Raw genomic sequence first — 14984 nt, 5'->3', positions numbered from 1 at the left:
TTTTTTTATGAGAGTTAACTTACTTAACTATAAGCTTCATTATGGACTGCTTGTACTGCTCGACCTGATGGGTCAACGCAGTTTTGGAATGATTCATCCCACTCAATTGCTTTTGCTGAAGAACATGCCACTGATGGGCCACCAGGGACACATTTAGCCGCATCTTCAAGAGGGAATAGCTCTTCAAAGATTTCACGATACACATAGCCTTCCTTGGTGACTGGTGTATTGTAAGGGAAGCGGAATTTAGCTGATTCCATTTGTTGATCTGTCACTTTTGCTTCAGCTGTTTCTCGTAATGTATCAATCCAGCTATAACCTACGCCATCAGAGAATTGCTCTTTCTGTCTCCATGCAATAGCGGCTGGTAAATCATCTTCAAAACATTCACGAAGAATATGTTTTTCCATTTTACCGTTACCACACATTTTATCTTGTGGGTTCAGGCGCATAGCAATATCGATAAATTCTTTATCTAAGAAAGGTACACGACCTTCAACACCCCAAGCGGCAAGTGATTTATTAGCACGAGCACAATCGAACATGTTTAGAGCAAGCAGTTTACGAACCGTTTCTTCATGGAACTCTTGTTTGTTTGGTGCTTTATGGAAGTATAGGTAACCGCCAAATATTTCATCAGCGCCTTCACCAGAAAGGACCATCTTAATACCCATCGCTTTGATCTTACGACCCAATAGGTACATTGGTGTGGAAGCACGTATAGTCGTGACGTCATAAGTCTCAATGTGATAAATAACATCACGGATAGCATCAAGACCTTCTTGAATCGTATAAGTCATTTCGTGGTGGACTGTACCGATTTGATCAGCGACTTCTCGAGCTGCTTTTAAATCAGGAGCACCTTCTAGTCCTACCGCAAATGAATGAAGTTGAGGCCACCATGCTTGAGATTCTTCGTTGTCTTCAATACGCATTGCTGCAAATTTTTTGGCAACGGCTGATGTAATTGATGAATCAAGTCCACCAGATAAAAGTACACCGTAAGGAACATCTGTCATTAGTTGGCGTTTAACCGCATCTTCTAATGCTTTTTTAAGATCTTCTTTACTTGTCGGGTTGTCTTTAACTGCATCATATTCCATCCAATCACGTACATAATAACGTGTTGGTTCTGCATCTTTTGATGAGTAGAAGTGGCCAGGAGGAAACTCACTGATAGATTTACACACTGGAACCAAAGCTTTCATTTCAGAGGCAACGTAATAGTTACCATGCTCGTCATAGCCGTGATACATAGGAATAATACCGATATGGTCACGACCTACTAAATATTCGTCTTTTTCTTCATCATAAAGAATAAAAGCAAAAATACCGTTTAAGTCTTCTAGTAAGTCAGCCCCTTTCTCGCGATATAGAGCTAAAATAACTTCACAATCAGAGTCTGTTTGGAATGCATAGTCATCTGCGTATTTGTCGCGTAATTCTTTATGGTTATAAATTTCACCATTAACCGCTAAGATGTGCTTTTTATCTTCACTATAAAGAGGTTGAGCGCCACTGTTGACACCTACAATAGCCAGACGTTCATGCGCTAAAATTGCTTTATCTGATGAGTAAATACCAGACCAGTCAGGACCGCGATGACGAAGTTTCTTTGACATTTCAAGTGCGCTTGTACGAAGCGGCGCTGGATCAGTCTTTATATCTAGTATTCCAAAAATTGAGCACATAAGTTCCCTCTATCTCTTCTTAATTTTTATCATAAATTATTGTCTTGAATACAATTTGCCATCATCACTAAAAAAATCAACCCAGAAATACAAATAAAATCACAAATAGATAACCTGAGTAAATAATATTTAATATTTATGCTATTTTGGTATGGAATCGTTAATTGTGAGCTGTTTTTTGTGCAATATATAGGGACGGTTAAGAGGGAGAATGCAGATAAACGTTAAAATGACGTTAATCTGCATGTTAGTAGATAAATTGATTTTCAGTAATAATAGAATAGCCGGTCAGCTTAGTGTTTCATGTAGCTTTTTTGTTGATTAAACTCAGGTTTTAATTGTTCAGTTACATGACGAGCAAAACCACTGCCTGCTTCGTGATAGATATTAAAGGCAGCATCAACCCCTTGTTCAATTAATCCTTCAGTTTGGTCATTATAAGCGGCAATTGCTGCTGTTTGGCCTTGGTAGTTTCGTGATTGTAATTGTTCTAGGGCAAATTGATTACCTTGATGATTTGGCATCGCTAACAAAACCAGTTTTACGTGCGAGGTAGATAAAATTCGTTCCCAAAAGTCAGGGTCAGTTGCATCACCAGATATCACATTACGGCCAAGATCTTGATGCTGTTTCGCTGATTCCTCACGAAGTTCAATGCCTAAAATAATGTCACCGTATTTTTCTTTTAGTTCATCATACGCACCGCTACCAATGCGGCCCATACCAAGAATTAAGATCTGAGCTCGTCCTGGATTGATCAATTTATCCATTGGATTTAAACGTTCGGCGGTATGTTCTTTTAACCAATGGCGAGAACGTCGATAAATCGTATGACCAAAGTTATTTAAAGGGGCTGAAATAATAAAAGAAATAGAAACGGCAATGGCAATAGCAACAAGGCTGTCAGCAGGTAACCATCCCATTTTGAAGGCTAAACCACCGACAATAAGACCAAACTCACTGTAGTTGAATAATGTGAGAGAGGTAAGAAGGGAGGTTCTTACTCGGAACTTAAATTTATTAATGATAATAAAGTATAAGAAGCCTTTTACTGGCAGCAATAAAATAAGGAAAATAGCGAGCGTTAAGCCTGCTAATGTTGGTGCTGCAGATAAACCGATATTTAAGAAGAAACAGATAAGAAGTATTTCTTTTAAATTAAATAGTGATTTGGATAATTCAGAGGCTTTAGAGTGGCCAGCCAGTAACATGCCTAAAATAAGAGCGCCAAGATCAGGTTTCATCCCAACGAGTTCAAAAGTTCCTGCTCCTGCAACAAGGGCTAAGAAAATACCGTAAAGTACCAGCATTTCGCCATGACCAGCCCAATCTAACAACTTAAAGAATAAAGGCCTTAGGAGAGGGAGTGCAAACAAAGCGAGTGCTGTAATTTCTGGGATCTTTCCTGTTGAAGCGGTTAAAAATACAACCGCGAAGATATCTTGCATAACAAGAATACCAATGGCTAGGGTTCCGTAAGTTGCATTCATTTCGCCTTTTTCTTGGAGAGCTTTAACGGCAAATACGGTACTAGAGAAAGACAGTGCAAAACCAAAGAGAACTAGCTGTGCAGTATCAATGTCTGCAAGCATAGTAATGCCAAGTAATTTAAGACCAAGAAGGGCAAAAGTAAAAAAGAGAGTTGAGAATACATTATGAAGCGTTGCGCCTAACCAAATTTCTTTAGCGAGTAAGGTTTTTATATCTAATTTTAAGCCAATTGAGAAAAGAAGTAGGGTGACGCCAAGATCAGCAAAGGTAGATAGGGCATCGTTAGATTGAAAGCCAAGGGCATGTAATCCGAATCCAGCCAATAGAAAACCAACTAATGGAGGTAAATTAATTTTTAATGCTATAAACCCCATTACAAATGCTGCAATGATAAAAAGTAACTCCATATACTATTGTTCCTAAAAGTGGTCGAAAAAAAAGGGCCGCAAAAAGCAGCCCTAGAATAACATGTTAAAAATTATTTATGATTACTCATCTAATAATTTTTGTAACAATACGCCATTAAGCATTGCACGCTTCACCATTGAAAAAGCACCAATGGTTGGTTGCTCATGAAGCTCTGATGCAACGATAGGTAAATCTTTATGGAAAGCCGTTAATGATTGGTTTTTAATACAATTACGGATCGCAGCAAAAAGAATCTTATCTGATTGGGTGATTGCACCGGAAATGACAATTTTTTGTGGATTAAACAAGTTAATCGTCATTGCTATTGCTTTACCAAGTTGATTACCCACTCGTAGCAATGTTTGTGTTGCCAGTTCATCACCATGATTTGCGGCATGACAAATATCTGCCATTGTGATGTTGTCTAGTTGTGAAAGGCTTGAAGGGTAACCTTGTTCAAGTAAAGATTTGATGCGTGCGATAATTGCAGGGTTTGCTGCTACGGTTTCTAAACAACCGAAATTACCACATTGGCACTTATCACCAATCGGGTCGATTTGGATATGACCAATTTCACCTACATTACGGTTATGTCCTAGGAACACTTTACCGTTAACAATAATACCCGCACCAGTACCACGGTGAACACTGACTAATATTGAATCGTGGCAATCTTTCGATGCACCAAAGTAGTGTTCAGCGAGGGCTAAACCACGTACATCGTTGCCAACAAAACATTGTGTGTTGAAAGTATCTCTGATGACATCAGCCAATGCGAGTTTATCAATATCAGTGTTTGGCATGTACTCAACAACCCCAGTCTCAGGGTTAACCAGTCCAGGTAGAGTAATACCGATAGCGATTAATTGTTTAATCGTATCTTGATTGCGAGTGATAAAAATTTGGACTAATTGACTCAAACCCTCAAGTAACTCTTGTTGGTGTGAGTAATTAAATTCATGATATTCAGAAGCCAATTCTTTTGTTGAAAGGTCAAAAAGGCTCAGCTGAATGTAATCTCGGCCTAAACGCACCGCGATAGAGTGAAAAGGTTCAGTTTCGGTGGTCAAAGAGATAGCTCTTCGGCCACCAGTTGACGCTTGTTGCGCGACTTCTTTAATTAAGCCGCGCTCCAATAATTGACGGGTTATTTTGGTAACACTTGCTGGAGCAAGCTGACTAACATCAGCGATTTGAATTCGAGATATCGGTCCTTTTTGGTCGATTAAACGATAAACAGCCGCACTGTTTAATTGTTTTACTAGATCTACATTACCAATTTGTCCGTCAGTCATAATTAACTTTGCTCGTATTGTCCGTTCACAACAGTCGCTTTTACATTGAAGTCACGATCAAAAATTGCAAGGTTTGCAACCATGTTCTTTTTGATTCGGCCAAGTTTATTATCTACACCCATTGCTTGAGCAGGATATAGAGTAGCCATACGTAGAGCTTCGTCTAAAGCGATACCAACGTGCTCAACTGTATTCTGAACTGCTTCAATCATAGTCAGAGCTGAGCCGCCTAATGTGCCATTTTCATCAACACATTTACCATCCTTGTAATATACTTTCTTACCCACAAAAATAAAGTATTCCATGTCAGCACCTGCAGGAGCTGTGGCATCCGTCACTAATACTAGTTTTTCTTTCTTTATTTTGTGTGCAATACGGATGTTTGCATAGTCAACATGGAAGCCATCCGCAATGATGCCAGCATAAACATCTGGTGTATCGTAGATTGCACCAACAACACCAGGTTCACGACCAACCATTGGCGTCATTGCATTGAATAAATGCGTAGCGAAAGTGATGCCTGATTCAAACCCTTGGCGAGCTTCAGCATAAGTTGCGTTAGTGTGACCAATAGAAACTACAATGCCAGCTTTATGAAGACGTTCAATGTGCTCTGGATCATTTTGCTCAGGTGCCAGTGTTACTTTTGCAATTAAATCTGCGTTATCACAGATTAATTGGATCATATCAGAATCAGATGGACGGATATGGTCGACGCTATGAATGCCTTTTTTCATTACGTTTAAGTAAGGACCTTCAAGGTGTAAACCTAAAGATTGGTTTTGATACTTAGCGTGATATTCACGAGCTGCGGTAATTGAAGCGCGCATATCTTCATCTGAAGAGGTAATCAAAGTAGGTAAGAAGCTAGTACAACCAGATTTAAGGTTTGCTTCATGCATGATCTGCATTGTTTCTGCTGTGATTTCATCATTTAGCATCACACCGCCACAGCCATTTAATTGCAGGTCAATAAAACCAGGGCTAAGGTTGGCACCATTTAAATCTACTAATTCAATGCCTTGTGGTAGTTCTGAAGTGAGGCAGATGGCTTCGATTTCTGTTCCGTTAATGATAACAGAATGATCAACAAGAACATCGTTACCAGTATAAACCTTACAGTTAGTTAGCGCATACATAGCTTGAATCCTTAAGTTATAATTTAGAGTACGAAAAAATATGAACTTTTTTCGTTGAAATTTTTAAGCAAGTGAAAATAGAACTGCTTACTGAGCGGTACACTCAAATTGTCTAAATGTTACGTTCAGTAATGACAAAGTTTGACTCTATATAAGCCAAATATTATTCCTGATGCTCTATTCTTTCGAATGATAAAATAAGTTTTATGATCTCGCTAGCAAAAACCCCTAAATATTCGCTCTACAGGTGATAATGATCACAATTAGCTCGCTTTTAATTTGCGGGGCGAAATTAATCACTTACACTGACCCTGTTAATAACGAGTAGCGAAATAAGTTTATAGTGAATTTATTACGCTATTCAAAAAAATCTAAAATCCTTATAGGGGGAATCTAAAGGTGAATATTTTAGGATATTTTCAAAAAGTAGGTAAAGCACTGATGGTACCAGTTGCTACACTACCTGCAGCAGCTATTTTAATGGGTATTGGTTACTGGATTGATCCAGTGGCTTGGGGCGGCAACAGTGCACTAGCAGCGTTTTTAATTAAAGCTGGTGCGGCTATCATCGACAACATGTCAGTACTGTTCGCAGTTGGTGTTGCTTATGGTATGTCTAAAGATAAAGATGGTGCAGCAGCACTTTCTGGTTTTGTTGGTTTCCTTGTTGTAACAACACTTCTTGCACCTGGTGCAGTAGCTCAAATTCAAGGTATTGATCCTTCTGCAGTTCCTGCTGCATTTGGTAAAATCAATAACCAATTTGTTGGTATCCTAGTTGGTATCGTATCTGCTGAGATCTACAACCGTTTCTCTGCTGTTGAACTGCATAAAGCACTTGCATTCTTCTCAGGTAAGCGTCTTGTACCTATCTTAACTTCTTTTGCAGGTATCTTAATCGCATTCGTATTAATGTACGTATGGCCTGCAATCTACGGTGGCCTTGTACACTTTGGTGAATCAATCCAAGGTATGGGTTCTGCAGGTGCTGGTATTTATGCATTCTTCAACCGTCTACTTATCCCTGTAGGTCTTCACCATGCACTTAACTCAGTGTTCTGGTTCGACGTTGCTGGTATTAACGACATCCCTAACTTCCTAGGTGGCGCTAAGTCTATCGCTGAAGGTACTGCAACTGTAGGTGTTACAGGTATGTACCAAGCTGGTTTCTTCCCAATCATGATGTTTGGTCTACCAGGTGCAGCACTAGCTATTTACCACACAGCTAAAGTTGAGAACAAAGAAAAAGTAGCATCAATCATGATTGCTGCAGGTTTCGCATCGTTCTTCACTGGTGTTACTGAACCACTTGAATTCTCATTCATGTTCCTTGCTCCTGCACTATACGTAGTTCACGCAGCATTAACAGGTATCTCAGTATTCATCGCAGCTTCTATGCAGTGGATTGCAGGTTTCGGTTTCTCAGCAGGTCTAGTAGATATGGTTCTTTCTACTCGTAACCCACTAGCTGTTAACTGGTACATGCTAATTATCCAAGGTATCGTATTCTTCGCAATCTACTACTTCGTATTCCGCGCTGTAATCGTTAAGTTCAACCTTAAGACTCCAGGCCGTGAAGACGACGACGAAGAAGAAAGCTCAATCCGTGGTTCTAAAGAAACGGGTGAACTAGCTAAGCAATACCTTAAAGCTCTAGGTGGTCACGAGAATCTAGAAAACATCGATGCTTGTATCACACGTCTACGTCTAACTCTTAAAGACACTAGCGTAATCAGTGAGAAGCAACTTAAAGGTCTTGGTGCAATGGGTGTAGTGAAACTTGGTTCAAACAATGTTCAAGTTATCCTAGGTCCTCTTGCTGAAATCGTTGCTGGCGAAATGAAAAAAATCCCAGCTTCTGAAGACTTAAGTGCAGTAGCATTACCATAATTATTGAGTAAATAAACTCAAATAACGAAGCCGCTCTAGTTAGAGCGGCTTTTTTTATGCAAATAAAGAAACTATTTGATTCTATATATTGAGTATTGGCGCATAATTGTGGATCATAGGGCTATATGAACAATCTGTTCTTTTTGCAATTACTAATACCAATGAGGTGCTTTAGATGAGTGAAACTGAAACTCGTCCTACCAACTTTATCCGTCAAATTATTGATGAAGACCTAAAGTCAGGTAAACATTCCAGTGTCCATACTCGTTTCCCGCCAGAGCCAAATGGCTATCTGCATATCGGACACGCAAAATCTATCTGTTTGAATTTTGGTATTGCTCAAGATTACCAGGGACAGTGTAATCTACGTTTTGATGATACTAACCCTGAAAAAGAAGATATTGAATACGTTGAATCAATCAAAAATGACGTTAAATGGTTAGGTTTTGATTGGAGCGGTGATATTCATTACTCTTCAAACTATTTCGATAAACTGTATGGCTACGCGGTTGAATTGATTGAGAAAGGCTTAGCTTATGTTGATGAGTTAACGTCAGATCAAATCCGTGAATACCGTGGTTCTCTGAAAGAGCCTGGTAAAAATAGCCCATACCGTGATCGTAGCGTAGAAGATAACCTTGCGCTATTTGAACAAATGCGTGATGGTAAATTTAAAGAAGGAACGATCTGCCTACGTGCAAAAATCGACATGGCTTCTTCTTTTATCGTAATGCGTGATCCTGTAATTTATCGTATTCGTTTCGCTTCTCATCACCAAACTGGTGATAAGTGGTGTATCTACCCAATGTACGATTTTACTCACTGTATTTCTGATGCGCTTGAAGGCATTACACATTCAATCTGTACGTTAGAATTCCAAGATAACCGTCGTTTATACGATTGGGTATTAGAAAATATTACAATTGATTGTCAACCACATCAGTATGAGTTTAGTCGTCTAAACTTAGAATACACAATCATGTCTAAGCGTAAGCTGAATGAACTTGTGACTGAAAAATTAGTAAATGGTTGGGATGATCCACGTATGCCTACCGTTTCAGGCTTACGTCGTCGTGGTTTTACTGCTGCATCTATTCGTGAGTTCTGTAAGCGTATTGGTGTGACTAAGCAAGAAAACATGATCGAGTTTGGCTCATTAGAATCTTGTATTCGTGATGATTTAAACGAAAATGCACCTCGTGCAATGGCTGTTCTTGAACCGGTTAAAATCGTAATTGAAAACTACGAAGAAGGTAAAGTTGAGACACTTAGCGTAGCTAATCATCCTAACAAACCTGAAATGGGTAAGCGCGATGTACCATTCACTCGTGAAGTGTACATTGAACAAGATGACTTCCGTGAAGAAGCAAACAAAAAATATAAGCGTTTGGTTCTTGGTAAAGAAGTTCGTCTACGTGGCGCTTATGTTATTCAAGCTGATCGTATTGAAAAAGACGAAGCAGGTAACATTACCACTATCTTCTGTAGCTATGATGCAGAAACGCTAGGTAAAAATCCAGCAGATGGCCGCAAAGTGAAGGGCGTAATTCATTGGGTATCAGCAGAGAAAGCAATTCCTGCAGAGATCCGTTTATACGATCGTTTATTCAACGTGCCAAACCCTGCAGCTTTAGAAGATTTCTCAGAGAGTATTAATCCTGAGTCATTGATTACTAAGAATGGTTTTGTAGAACCAAGCTTAGCAACAGCAGAAGCAGAAGCGGGCTATCAGTTTGAGCGTACTGGTTACTTCTGTATTGATAACAAAGACTCTACACCAGAGGCTCTTGTTTTCAACCGTACAGTAGGCTTACGTGATACTTGGGAAGGTTAATCTTCATTAAGTAATAAATAATAAAAAACCAGCAGAAATGCTGGTTTTTTTATGACTAGTATTTGTTACATTGAATGACTAACAGTTATGAGCTTCATTATTTTCAATGCAGTCACCAGTAATACAGTGGCCGTATAGATATAAACTATGGTTCGTTAGTCGTACATTATATTTTTGTGCTATTTCTTTTTGACGCTCTTCAATCATTTCATCAGAGAATTCGATCACTTTACCGCAATCTAGGCAAACTAAATGATCATGATGATGTTGAGTTGCTAATTCAAATACAGATTTACCACCTTCAAAGTGGTGACGAGTAACGATACCTGCATCATCAAATTGGTTTAATACGCGGTATACAGTAGCAAGGCCAATTTCTTCGCCAATATCTATTAATTTTTTATATAAATCTTCTGCACTGATGTGTTGGCAATCTGGTTGTTGAAGTACTTCTAAAATCTTCAGGCGTGGAAGAGTAACCTTTAAACCGGCTTTTTTTAGTGCTTGGTTGTTATCTGACATCGACTTTTCCTGTATTGACATTCTGCATCGATTTTTTGTGCAGTTTTAATAAGTTAATTATAGGGAACATTCAATCCAGTTGATACCTTATCTGCACGATCTCTTACAAAAAAATAGATGTTGATCTTTTGTGAATAAAACTATTATGATGAGGTCAGACCAGAATTAAGGATGATAAATATGTATAAGTACTTTACCCCAAAAATCGTTAGAAGGGCATTGAATATTTGGCCTCCATTTTGGGGGGCTGGGATCTCTATCCAAACTATAGCTCCTGATTTTCAAGAAGTGCGAGTCATATTAAAAGATCGCTTTTGGAATCGTAATGCAAATAGAAGCCAGTATGGAGGGAGTATTTTTTCTATGACAGATCCCGTATTTTCATTAATGTTAATGGGGATACTAAGAGAGGAGTATTTTGTTTGGGATAAGCAGTCTGAAATAGATTTTATTTCACCAGGTACTAGTGATTTGAATGCACACTTTGTAATCTCAAATGAGAAAATTAAAGAAATTAAGCAGCTTACTGAAGCTGGAGAGAAATGCTTTCCGAAATTTGAAGTGTATATATATGATAAAAAAGGAAAAGTGGTCGCGCGGGTGAATAGAACTTTGTATGTAAGAAAAAAACCAGAGTTTAGATGATGCTCTCTAATTTCTTATTATAAAAAATAAGAAGAGAGCATCATTAATGAGAATTAGTCTTCTAATTCTGCAAGACACATTTCTTCATGGATTTGGGTAACCCATGCAGTTACACGTGTGTCAGTTAGCTCAGGTTGACGATCTTCATCAATACATAAACCAACGAAATTATTTTCGTCTACTAATGCTTTAGATGCTTCAAATTCATAACCTTCAGTCGGCCAATGACCAATGATAGTCCCGCCTTTAGCTTCAACGATATCACGGATATTACCCATAGCATCACAGAAGTACTCTGCGTAATCTTCTTGATCACCACAACCAAAGATAGCAACAAGTTTAGTTGAGAAATCAATACCTTCTAATTCAGGAAAGAAATCATCCCAATCACATTGAGCTTCACCGTAGTACCATGTAGGGATACCTAAAAGAAGAAGATCGAAATTATCAATGTCTTCTTTGCTGCTTTTTGCAATGTCTTGAACATGAACCAGCTTTTTACCAAGCTGTTTTTGAATCATCTTGCCAATAGCTTCAGTGTTACCTGTATCGCTACCAAAGAAGAGTCCTACACTTGCCATATGATGAATACCTGTATTGTCTGTGTTAATTAAAAATAGTTAGTATTTGATCTGGATATCAACCAAGACCGGAACCTTCCCAGCTTAGTTGAATAAGTCCTTTTGCTATAAAGCCTGCACAACCTAAGAATAGAACAAGCCAAACAATTTTTCGGCCAAAAGGAGGAACATTTGCTTGTTTAAGGACATCTTTAATCGCCATGCCGATAAAGAAGAATATCGAGGCAAACAGTAAATCTAAGCCAATAGATTCAATGAGATCAAAATGTTCATACAGCATGAATCACCCTTATCTAAGTTAGCGACCTTAATTTGATCGAATAATTTGGCAAAACTATATCATAGCTTTGACTTTGTTGGTATGGATTATCGTAGAGCCACTTTTTCTATAAAACGATTTATGACTCGATAAATGGTGTCTGGTTTTTCTGCATGTAGCCAGTGGCCAGTGCCATTAACGACATGTGCTTTTGCATTTGGAAATTGCGCGATAATGTCTTGTTGGTAGTCAGCGATGATGTAATCGGAGTTCTGACCTTTTACAAACAGAACATTTCCACCGAAAGGAGTTATTTTATCCCAACCAATGATATGAGAATAATTATCGAATAAGGCGCTTACATTAAAACGAAGCGCGAGGTGCTCGCCGTTTTTATACAGTGATTTACTTAAAAACTGACGCACACCCGGCTCAACAATAGAGCGAGCAAGTATCGTGTCTGCTTCTTTACGGCTGGCAGGTGGAGACTCTATTAATTGCTGAAGACCAGAAAAGACAGCATCGTGCTTTCGCTCTGGATAAGCGATAGGAGCCATATCTAATACAACGAGTGAAGCCAGCAATGATGGTTTGATGTCAGCAATAGCCATAGCAACTTTACCGCCCATAGAGTGGCCAATAAGGTGCGCGGATGAAATGGACAAGTGTTCAAGTAATTGAATCACATCAGCGGCAAGCGCGTGGTAATTATGCTCGTCAGATTGAAATGAGTGTCCATGGTTTCGAAGATCAACACTGATCACTCGATAATCATTTTCAAATTGTCTCGCAAGTAACCCGAGATTATCTAAATTACCAAATAGGCCATGAATAAGGATCAAAGGATCCCCATTTCCTTGTTCTTTATAGTTAAGTAGCTTCATTTTTCTGCGTAGTGTTAGGTTTGTCGTAGAGTATCACGATTATACAATGTATAATCGTGCCTTCATAAATAGATTATAGAATACGAACCATATAATGAAGACAATTGAAGTAGACGAAGAACTATACCGCTTTATTGCGAGCCAAACTCAACACATCGGTGAAAGTGCCTCTGATATTTTACGTCGTCTCTTAATGCAGACATCACCTTTAGACTCTGCTATTTCTGTTTCTACTCCTGTTGAAGTTCAGAAAAAAGGCATTGTAGTCAGCAAAGATGCAGGTAAAGAGATATCAGTAGATCGTGTTAAAGCGGTACGTACCTTATTAATCTCTGATGAATTCTCAGCATTAGATAAAGCAATCGATCGTTTTTTAACGGTACTTTCAGAATTATATAAAATTGACTCAAAAGCATTCTCTGAAGCGACAGAAGTGAAGGGAAGAACTCGAGTTTATTTTGCAGACAATCAAGACACATTGATTGCAAGTGGTAAAACAACCAAGCCAAGAGAAATCAATGGCACTCCATTTTGGGTTATCACGAATACAAATACTAATCGCAAGCGCCACATGGTTGAATTGTTGATGGAGCGTATGGGTTTCCATCATGATTTGACAGAAAAAGTGTGCGCGGCGATTTAAATTTTTGAGTTACAGCTCAAAACATAATTTGTCACAAGGAATCGTCAAATGGCTATACATCCTCGCGCTGGGCAGAAAGCTCAGCAAGAAGATTTACACAACATCCCCGCATTAGTTGCTAATTACTTTTTATTAGAGCCTGATGCAACTAACCCAGATCAAAAAGTTCAGTTTGGTACCTCTGGTCACCGAGGGACTTCTGATAAAGCAACGTTTAATCAGCACCATATTTGGGCGATTGCTCAAGCTGTTGCTGATGTTCGTAAAGAAACAGGTGTAACAGGCCCACTTTTCTTAGGTAAAGACACACACGCTTTATCTGAACCTGCATTTACTTCTACCATTGAAGTGCTTGTGGCTAATGGTGTTGAAGTGATTATCCAAGAAGATAATGGCTATACTCCAACACCTGGCATATCTCATGCAATTCTAACTCATAATGTTAAATGTGATCATAAAGCAGATGGTCTCGTTATTACCCCTTCGCATAATCCTCCTCAAGATGGCGGGATCAAATATAACCCGACACACGGTGGTCCAGCGGAAGGTGAGTTAACTACGGCGATTGAAAACCAAGCCAATGCCTATATCTCGAATGAGTTAAGTGGTGTGAAGCGCATTGCGATCAATGAAGCAATGAAATCTGATCTGGTTAAGCAAGTGGATTTAGTGAAGCCATATATTGATGATCTTAAAAACGTTATTAATATTGATGCGATTCAAAAAGCAAATCTTAAATTAGGTGTAGATCCACTTGGTGGTTCTGGTATTGAATACTGGCGTCAAATTGGTCAAGCATTTGATCTGGATTTAACTCTAGTAAGTGAAGCAATTGATCCTTCATTCCAATTTATGTCGTTAGATAAAGACGGCGTAGTACGTATGGATTGTTCTTCGCCTTACGCAATGGCTGGTTTGTTATCATTAAAAGATGATTACGATTTAGCGTTTGGTAATGATCCTGATTATGATCGTCATGGTATCGTTACGCCATCAGGCTTAATGAATCCAAATCATTATCTAGCAGTATGTATTGATTACTTATATCGTAATCGTCCGGACTGGAAGCCAGAGGTTGCCGTAGGTAAAACTCTAGTGTCTTCAGCGATTATTGATAAAGTTGTTGCTGATTTGGGCCGTGATCTATGCGAAGTACCTGTTGGCTTTAAATGGTTTGTTGATGGACTGTACAATGGCAGTTTAGGCTTTGGTGGTGAAGAGAGTGCTGGTGCTTCTTTCTTGCGCTTTGATGGTACACCTTGGTCAACTGATAAAGATGGTATTCTTTTGTGTCTTCTTGCGGCTGAAATTACAGCGGTAACAGGTATGAACCCTCAAGAGTACTATAATAAACTTGCAGCTCAGCATGGCGAATCTAGCTATAACCGCATTCAAGCGGTTGCTAATAAAGCACAAAAATCAGTATTAAGTAAATTGTCTCCTGAAATGGTCTCAGCAACAACACTTGCTGGTGATGAGATCACGGCTCGTTTAACGCATGCTCCAGGTAATGGTGCAGCGATTGGCGGCCTCAAAGTCACGACAGCGAATGGTTGGTTTGCTGCTCGCCCATCGGGAACAGAAGAGATCTACAAGATTTACTGTGAAAGCTTTAAAGGTGCTGAACATTTAGCATTGATTGAACAAGAAGCTCAAGAGATTGTAAGTAACGTATTTAAAGACGCTGGCTTATAATTAAAAC

At 39.0% G+C, this 14984-nt stretch carries 13 protein-coding genes; 5 read left to right on the top strand and 8 right to left on the bottom strand.

The window, feature by feature from the left end:
• Positions 1–23 precede the first annotated feature (23 nt).
• The 4 genes from asnB to nagA form a co-directional block, all read right to left on the bottom strand.
• Entirely contained in the window at positions 24–1691 is a 1668-nt protein-coding gene (gene asnB, locus ED622_RS15840; protein WP_122035679.1) for an asparagine synthase B, read from the bottom strand.
• A gap of 293 nt (positions 1692–1984) precedes the next feature.
• Positions 1985–3589: a cation:proton antiporter family protein gene (locus ED622_RS15835; RefSeq protein WP_122035677.1), complete on the bottom strand. Its 1605-nt coding sequence runs from the start codon at positions 3587–3589 to the stop codon at positions 1985–1987.
• An 81-nt stretch (positions 3590–3670) separates the two neighbouring features.
• On the bottom strand, positions 3671–4885 hold the full coding sequence (locus ED622_RS15830) for an ROK family protein (RefSeq protein WP_122035675.1): 1215 nt from the start codon (positions 4883–4885) through the stop codon (positions 3671–3673).
• Positions 4886–4887: 2 nt separating this feature from the next.
• Positions 4888–6024, bottom strand: coding sequence for an N-acetylglucosamine-6-phosphate deacetylase (gene nagA / locus ED622_RS15825; protein WP_122035673.1), 1137 nt, complete (start codon positions 6022–6024; stop codon positions 4888–4890).
• A gap of 399 nt (positions 6025–6423) precedes the next feature.
• On the opposite strand from nagA, the gene nagE reads away from it, so the two are divergent.
• Positions 6424–7914: an N-acetylglucosamine-specific PTS transporter subunit IIBC gene (gene nagE / locus ED622_RS15820; RefSeq protein ID WP_122035671.1), complete on the top strand. Its 1491-nt coding sequence runs from the start codon at positions 6424–6426 to the stop codon at positions 7912–7914.
• A gap of 175 nt (positions 7915–8089) precedes the next feature.
• Positions 8090–9748: a glutamine--tRNA ligase gene (gene glnS / locus ED622_RS15815; RefSeq protein ID WP_122035669.1), complete on the top strand. Its 1659-nt coding sequence runs from the start codon at positions 8090–8092 to the stop codon at positions 9746–9748.
• A 78-nt stretch (positions 9749–9826) separates the two neighbouring features.
• Here the strand turns inward: glnS and fcrX are convergent, their stop codons facing one another.
• Positions 9827–10270, bottom strand: a complete 444-nt coding sequence (gene fcrX / locus ED622_RS15810) for a ferric iron uptake transcriptional regulator FcrX (RefSeq protein ID WP_122035667.1) — start codon at positions 10268–10270, stop codon at positions 9827–9829.
• Between the two features lie 180 nt (positions 10271–10450).
• On the opposite strand from fcrX, the gene ED622_RS15805 reads away from it, so the two are divergent.
• Positions 10451–10915, top strand: coding sequence for a hotdog fold domain-containing protein (locus ED622_RS15805; RefSeq protein ID WP_122035665.1), 465 nt, complete (start codon positions 10451–10453; stop codon positions 10913–10915).
• Between the two features lie 53 nt (positions 10916–10968).
• Here the strand turns inward: ED622_RS15805 and fldA are convergent, their stop codons facing one another.
• The 3 genes from fldA to ED622_RS15790 form a co-directional block, all read right to left on the bottom strand.
• A complete protein-coding gene (gene fldA / locus ED622_RS15800; protein WP_122035663.1) occupies positions 10969–11496 on the bottom strand; it encodes a flavodoxin FldA in 528 nt (175 codons plus the stop codon).
• 58 nt (positions 11497–11554) lie between these two features.
• A complete protein-coding gene (locus ED622_RS15795) occupies positions 11555–11776 on the bottom strand; it encodes a DUF2788 domain-containing protein (protein WP_122035661.1) in 222 nt (73 codons plus the stop codon).
• Between the two features lie 86 nt (positions 11777–11862).
• Positions 11863–12639: an alpha/beta fold hydrolase gene (locus ED622_RS15790; protein WP_122035658.1), complete on the bottom strand. Its 777-nt coding sequence runs from the start codon at positions 12637–12639 to the stop codon at positions 11863–11865.
• A gap of 94 nt (positions 12640–12733) precedes the next feature.
• Here ED622_RS15790 and seqA point away from each other — a divergent pair, with 94 nt between their 5' ends.
• Entirely contained in the window at positions 12734–13282 is a 549-nt protein-coding gene (gene seqA, locus ED622_RS15785; RefSeq protein WP_122035656.1) for a replication initiation negative regulator SeqA, read from the top strand.
• A 48-nt stretch (positions 13283–13330) separates the two neighbouring features.
• The gene (gene pgm / locus ED622_RS15780; protein WP_122035654.1) at positions 13331–14977 is read left to right on the top strand and encodes a phosphoglucomutase (alpha-D-glucose-1,6-bisphosphate-dependent); all 1647 of its coding nucleotides are present in this window, start codon (positions 13331–13333) and stop codon (positions 14975–14977) included.
• Positions 14978–14984: the final 7 nt, after the last annotated feature.

Source organism: Aliivibrio sp. EL58 (assembly GCF_900312675.1).
Lineage (GTDB): Bacteria > Pseudomonadota > Gammaproteobacteria > Enterobacterales > Vibrionaceae > Aliivibrio.
Note: the sequence above shows the minus strand (reverse complement) of the source record. Positions and strands in the feature narration are given on the sequence as shown.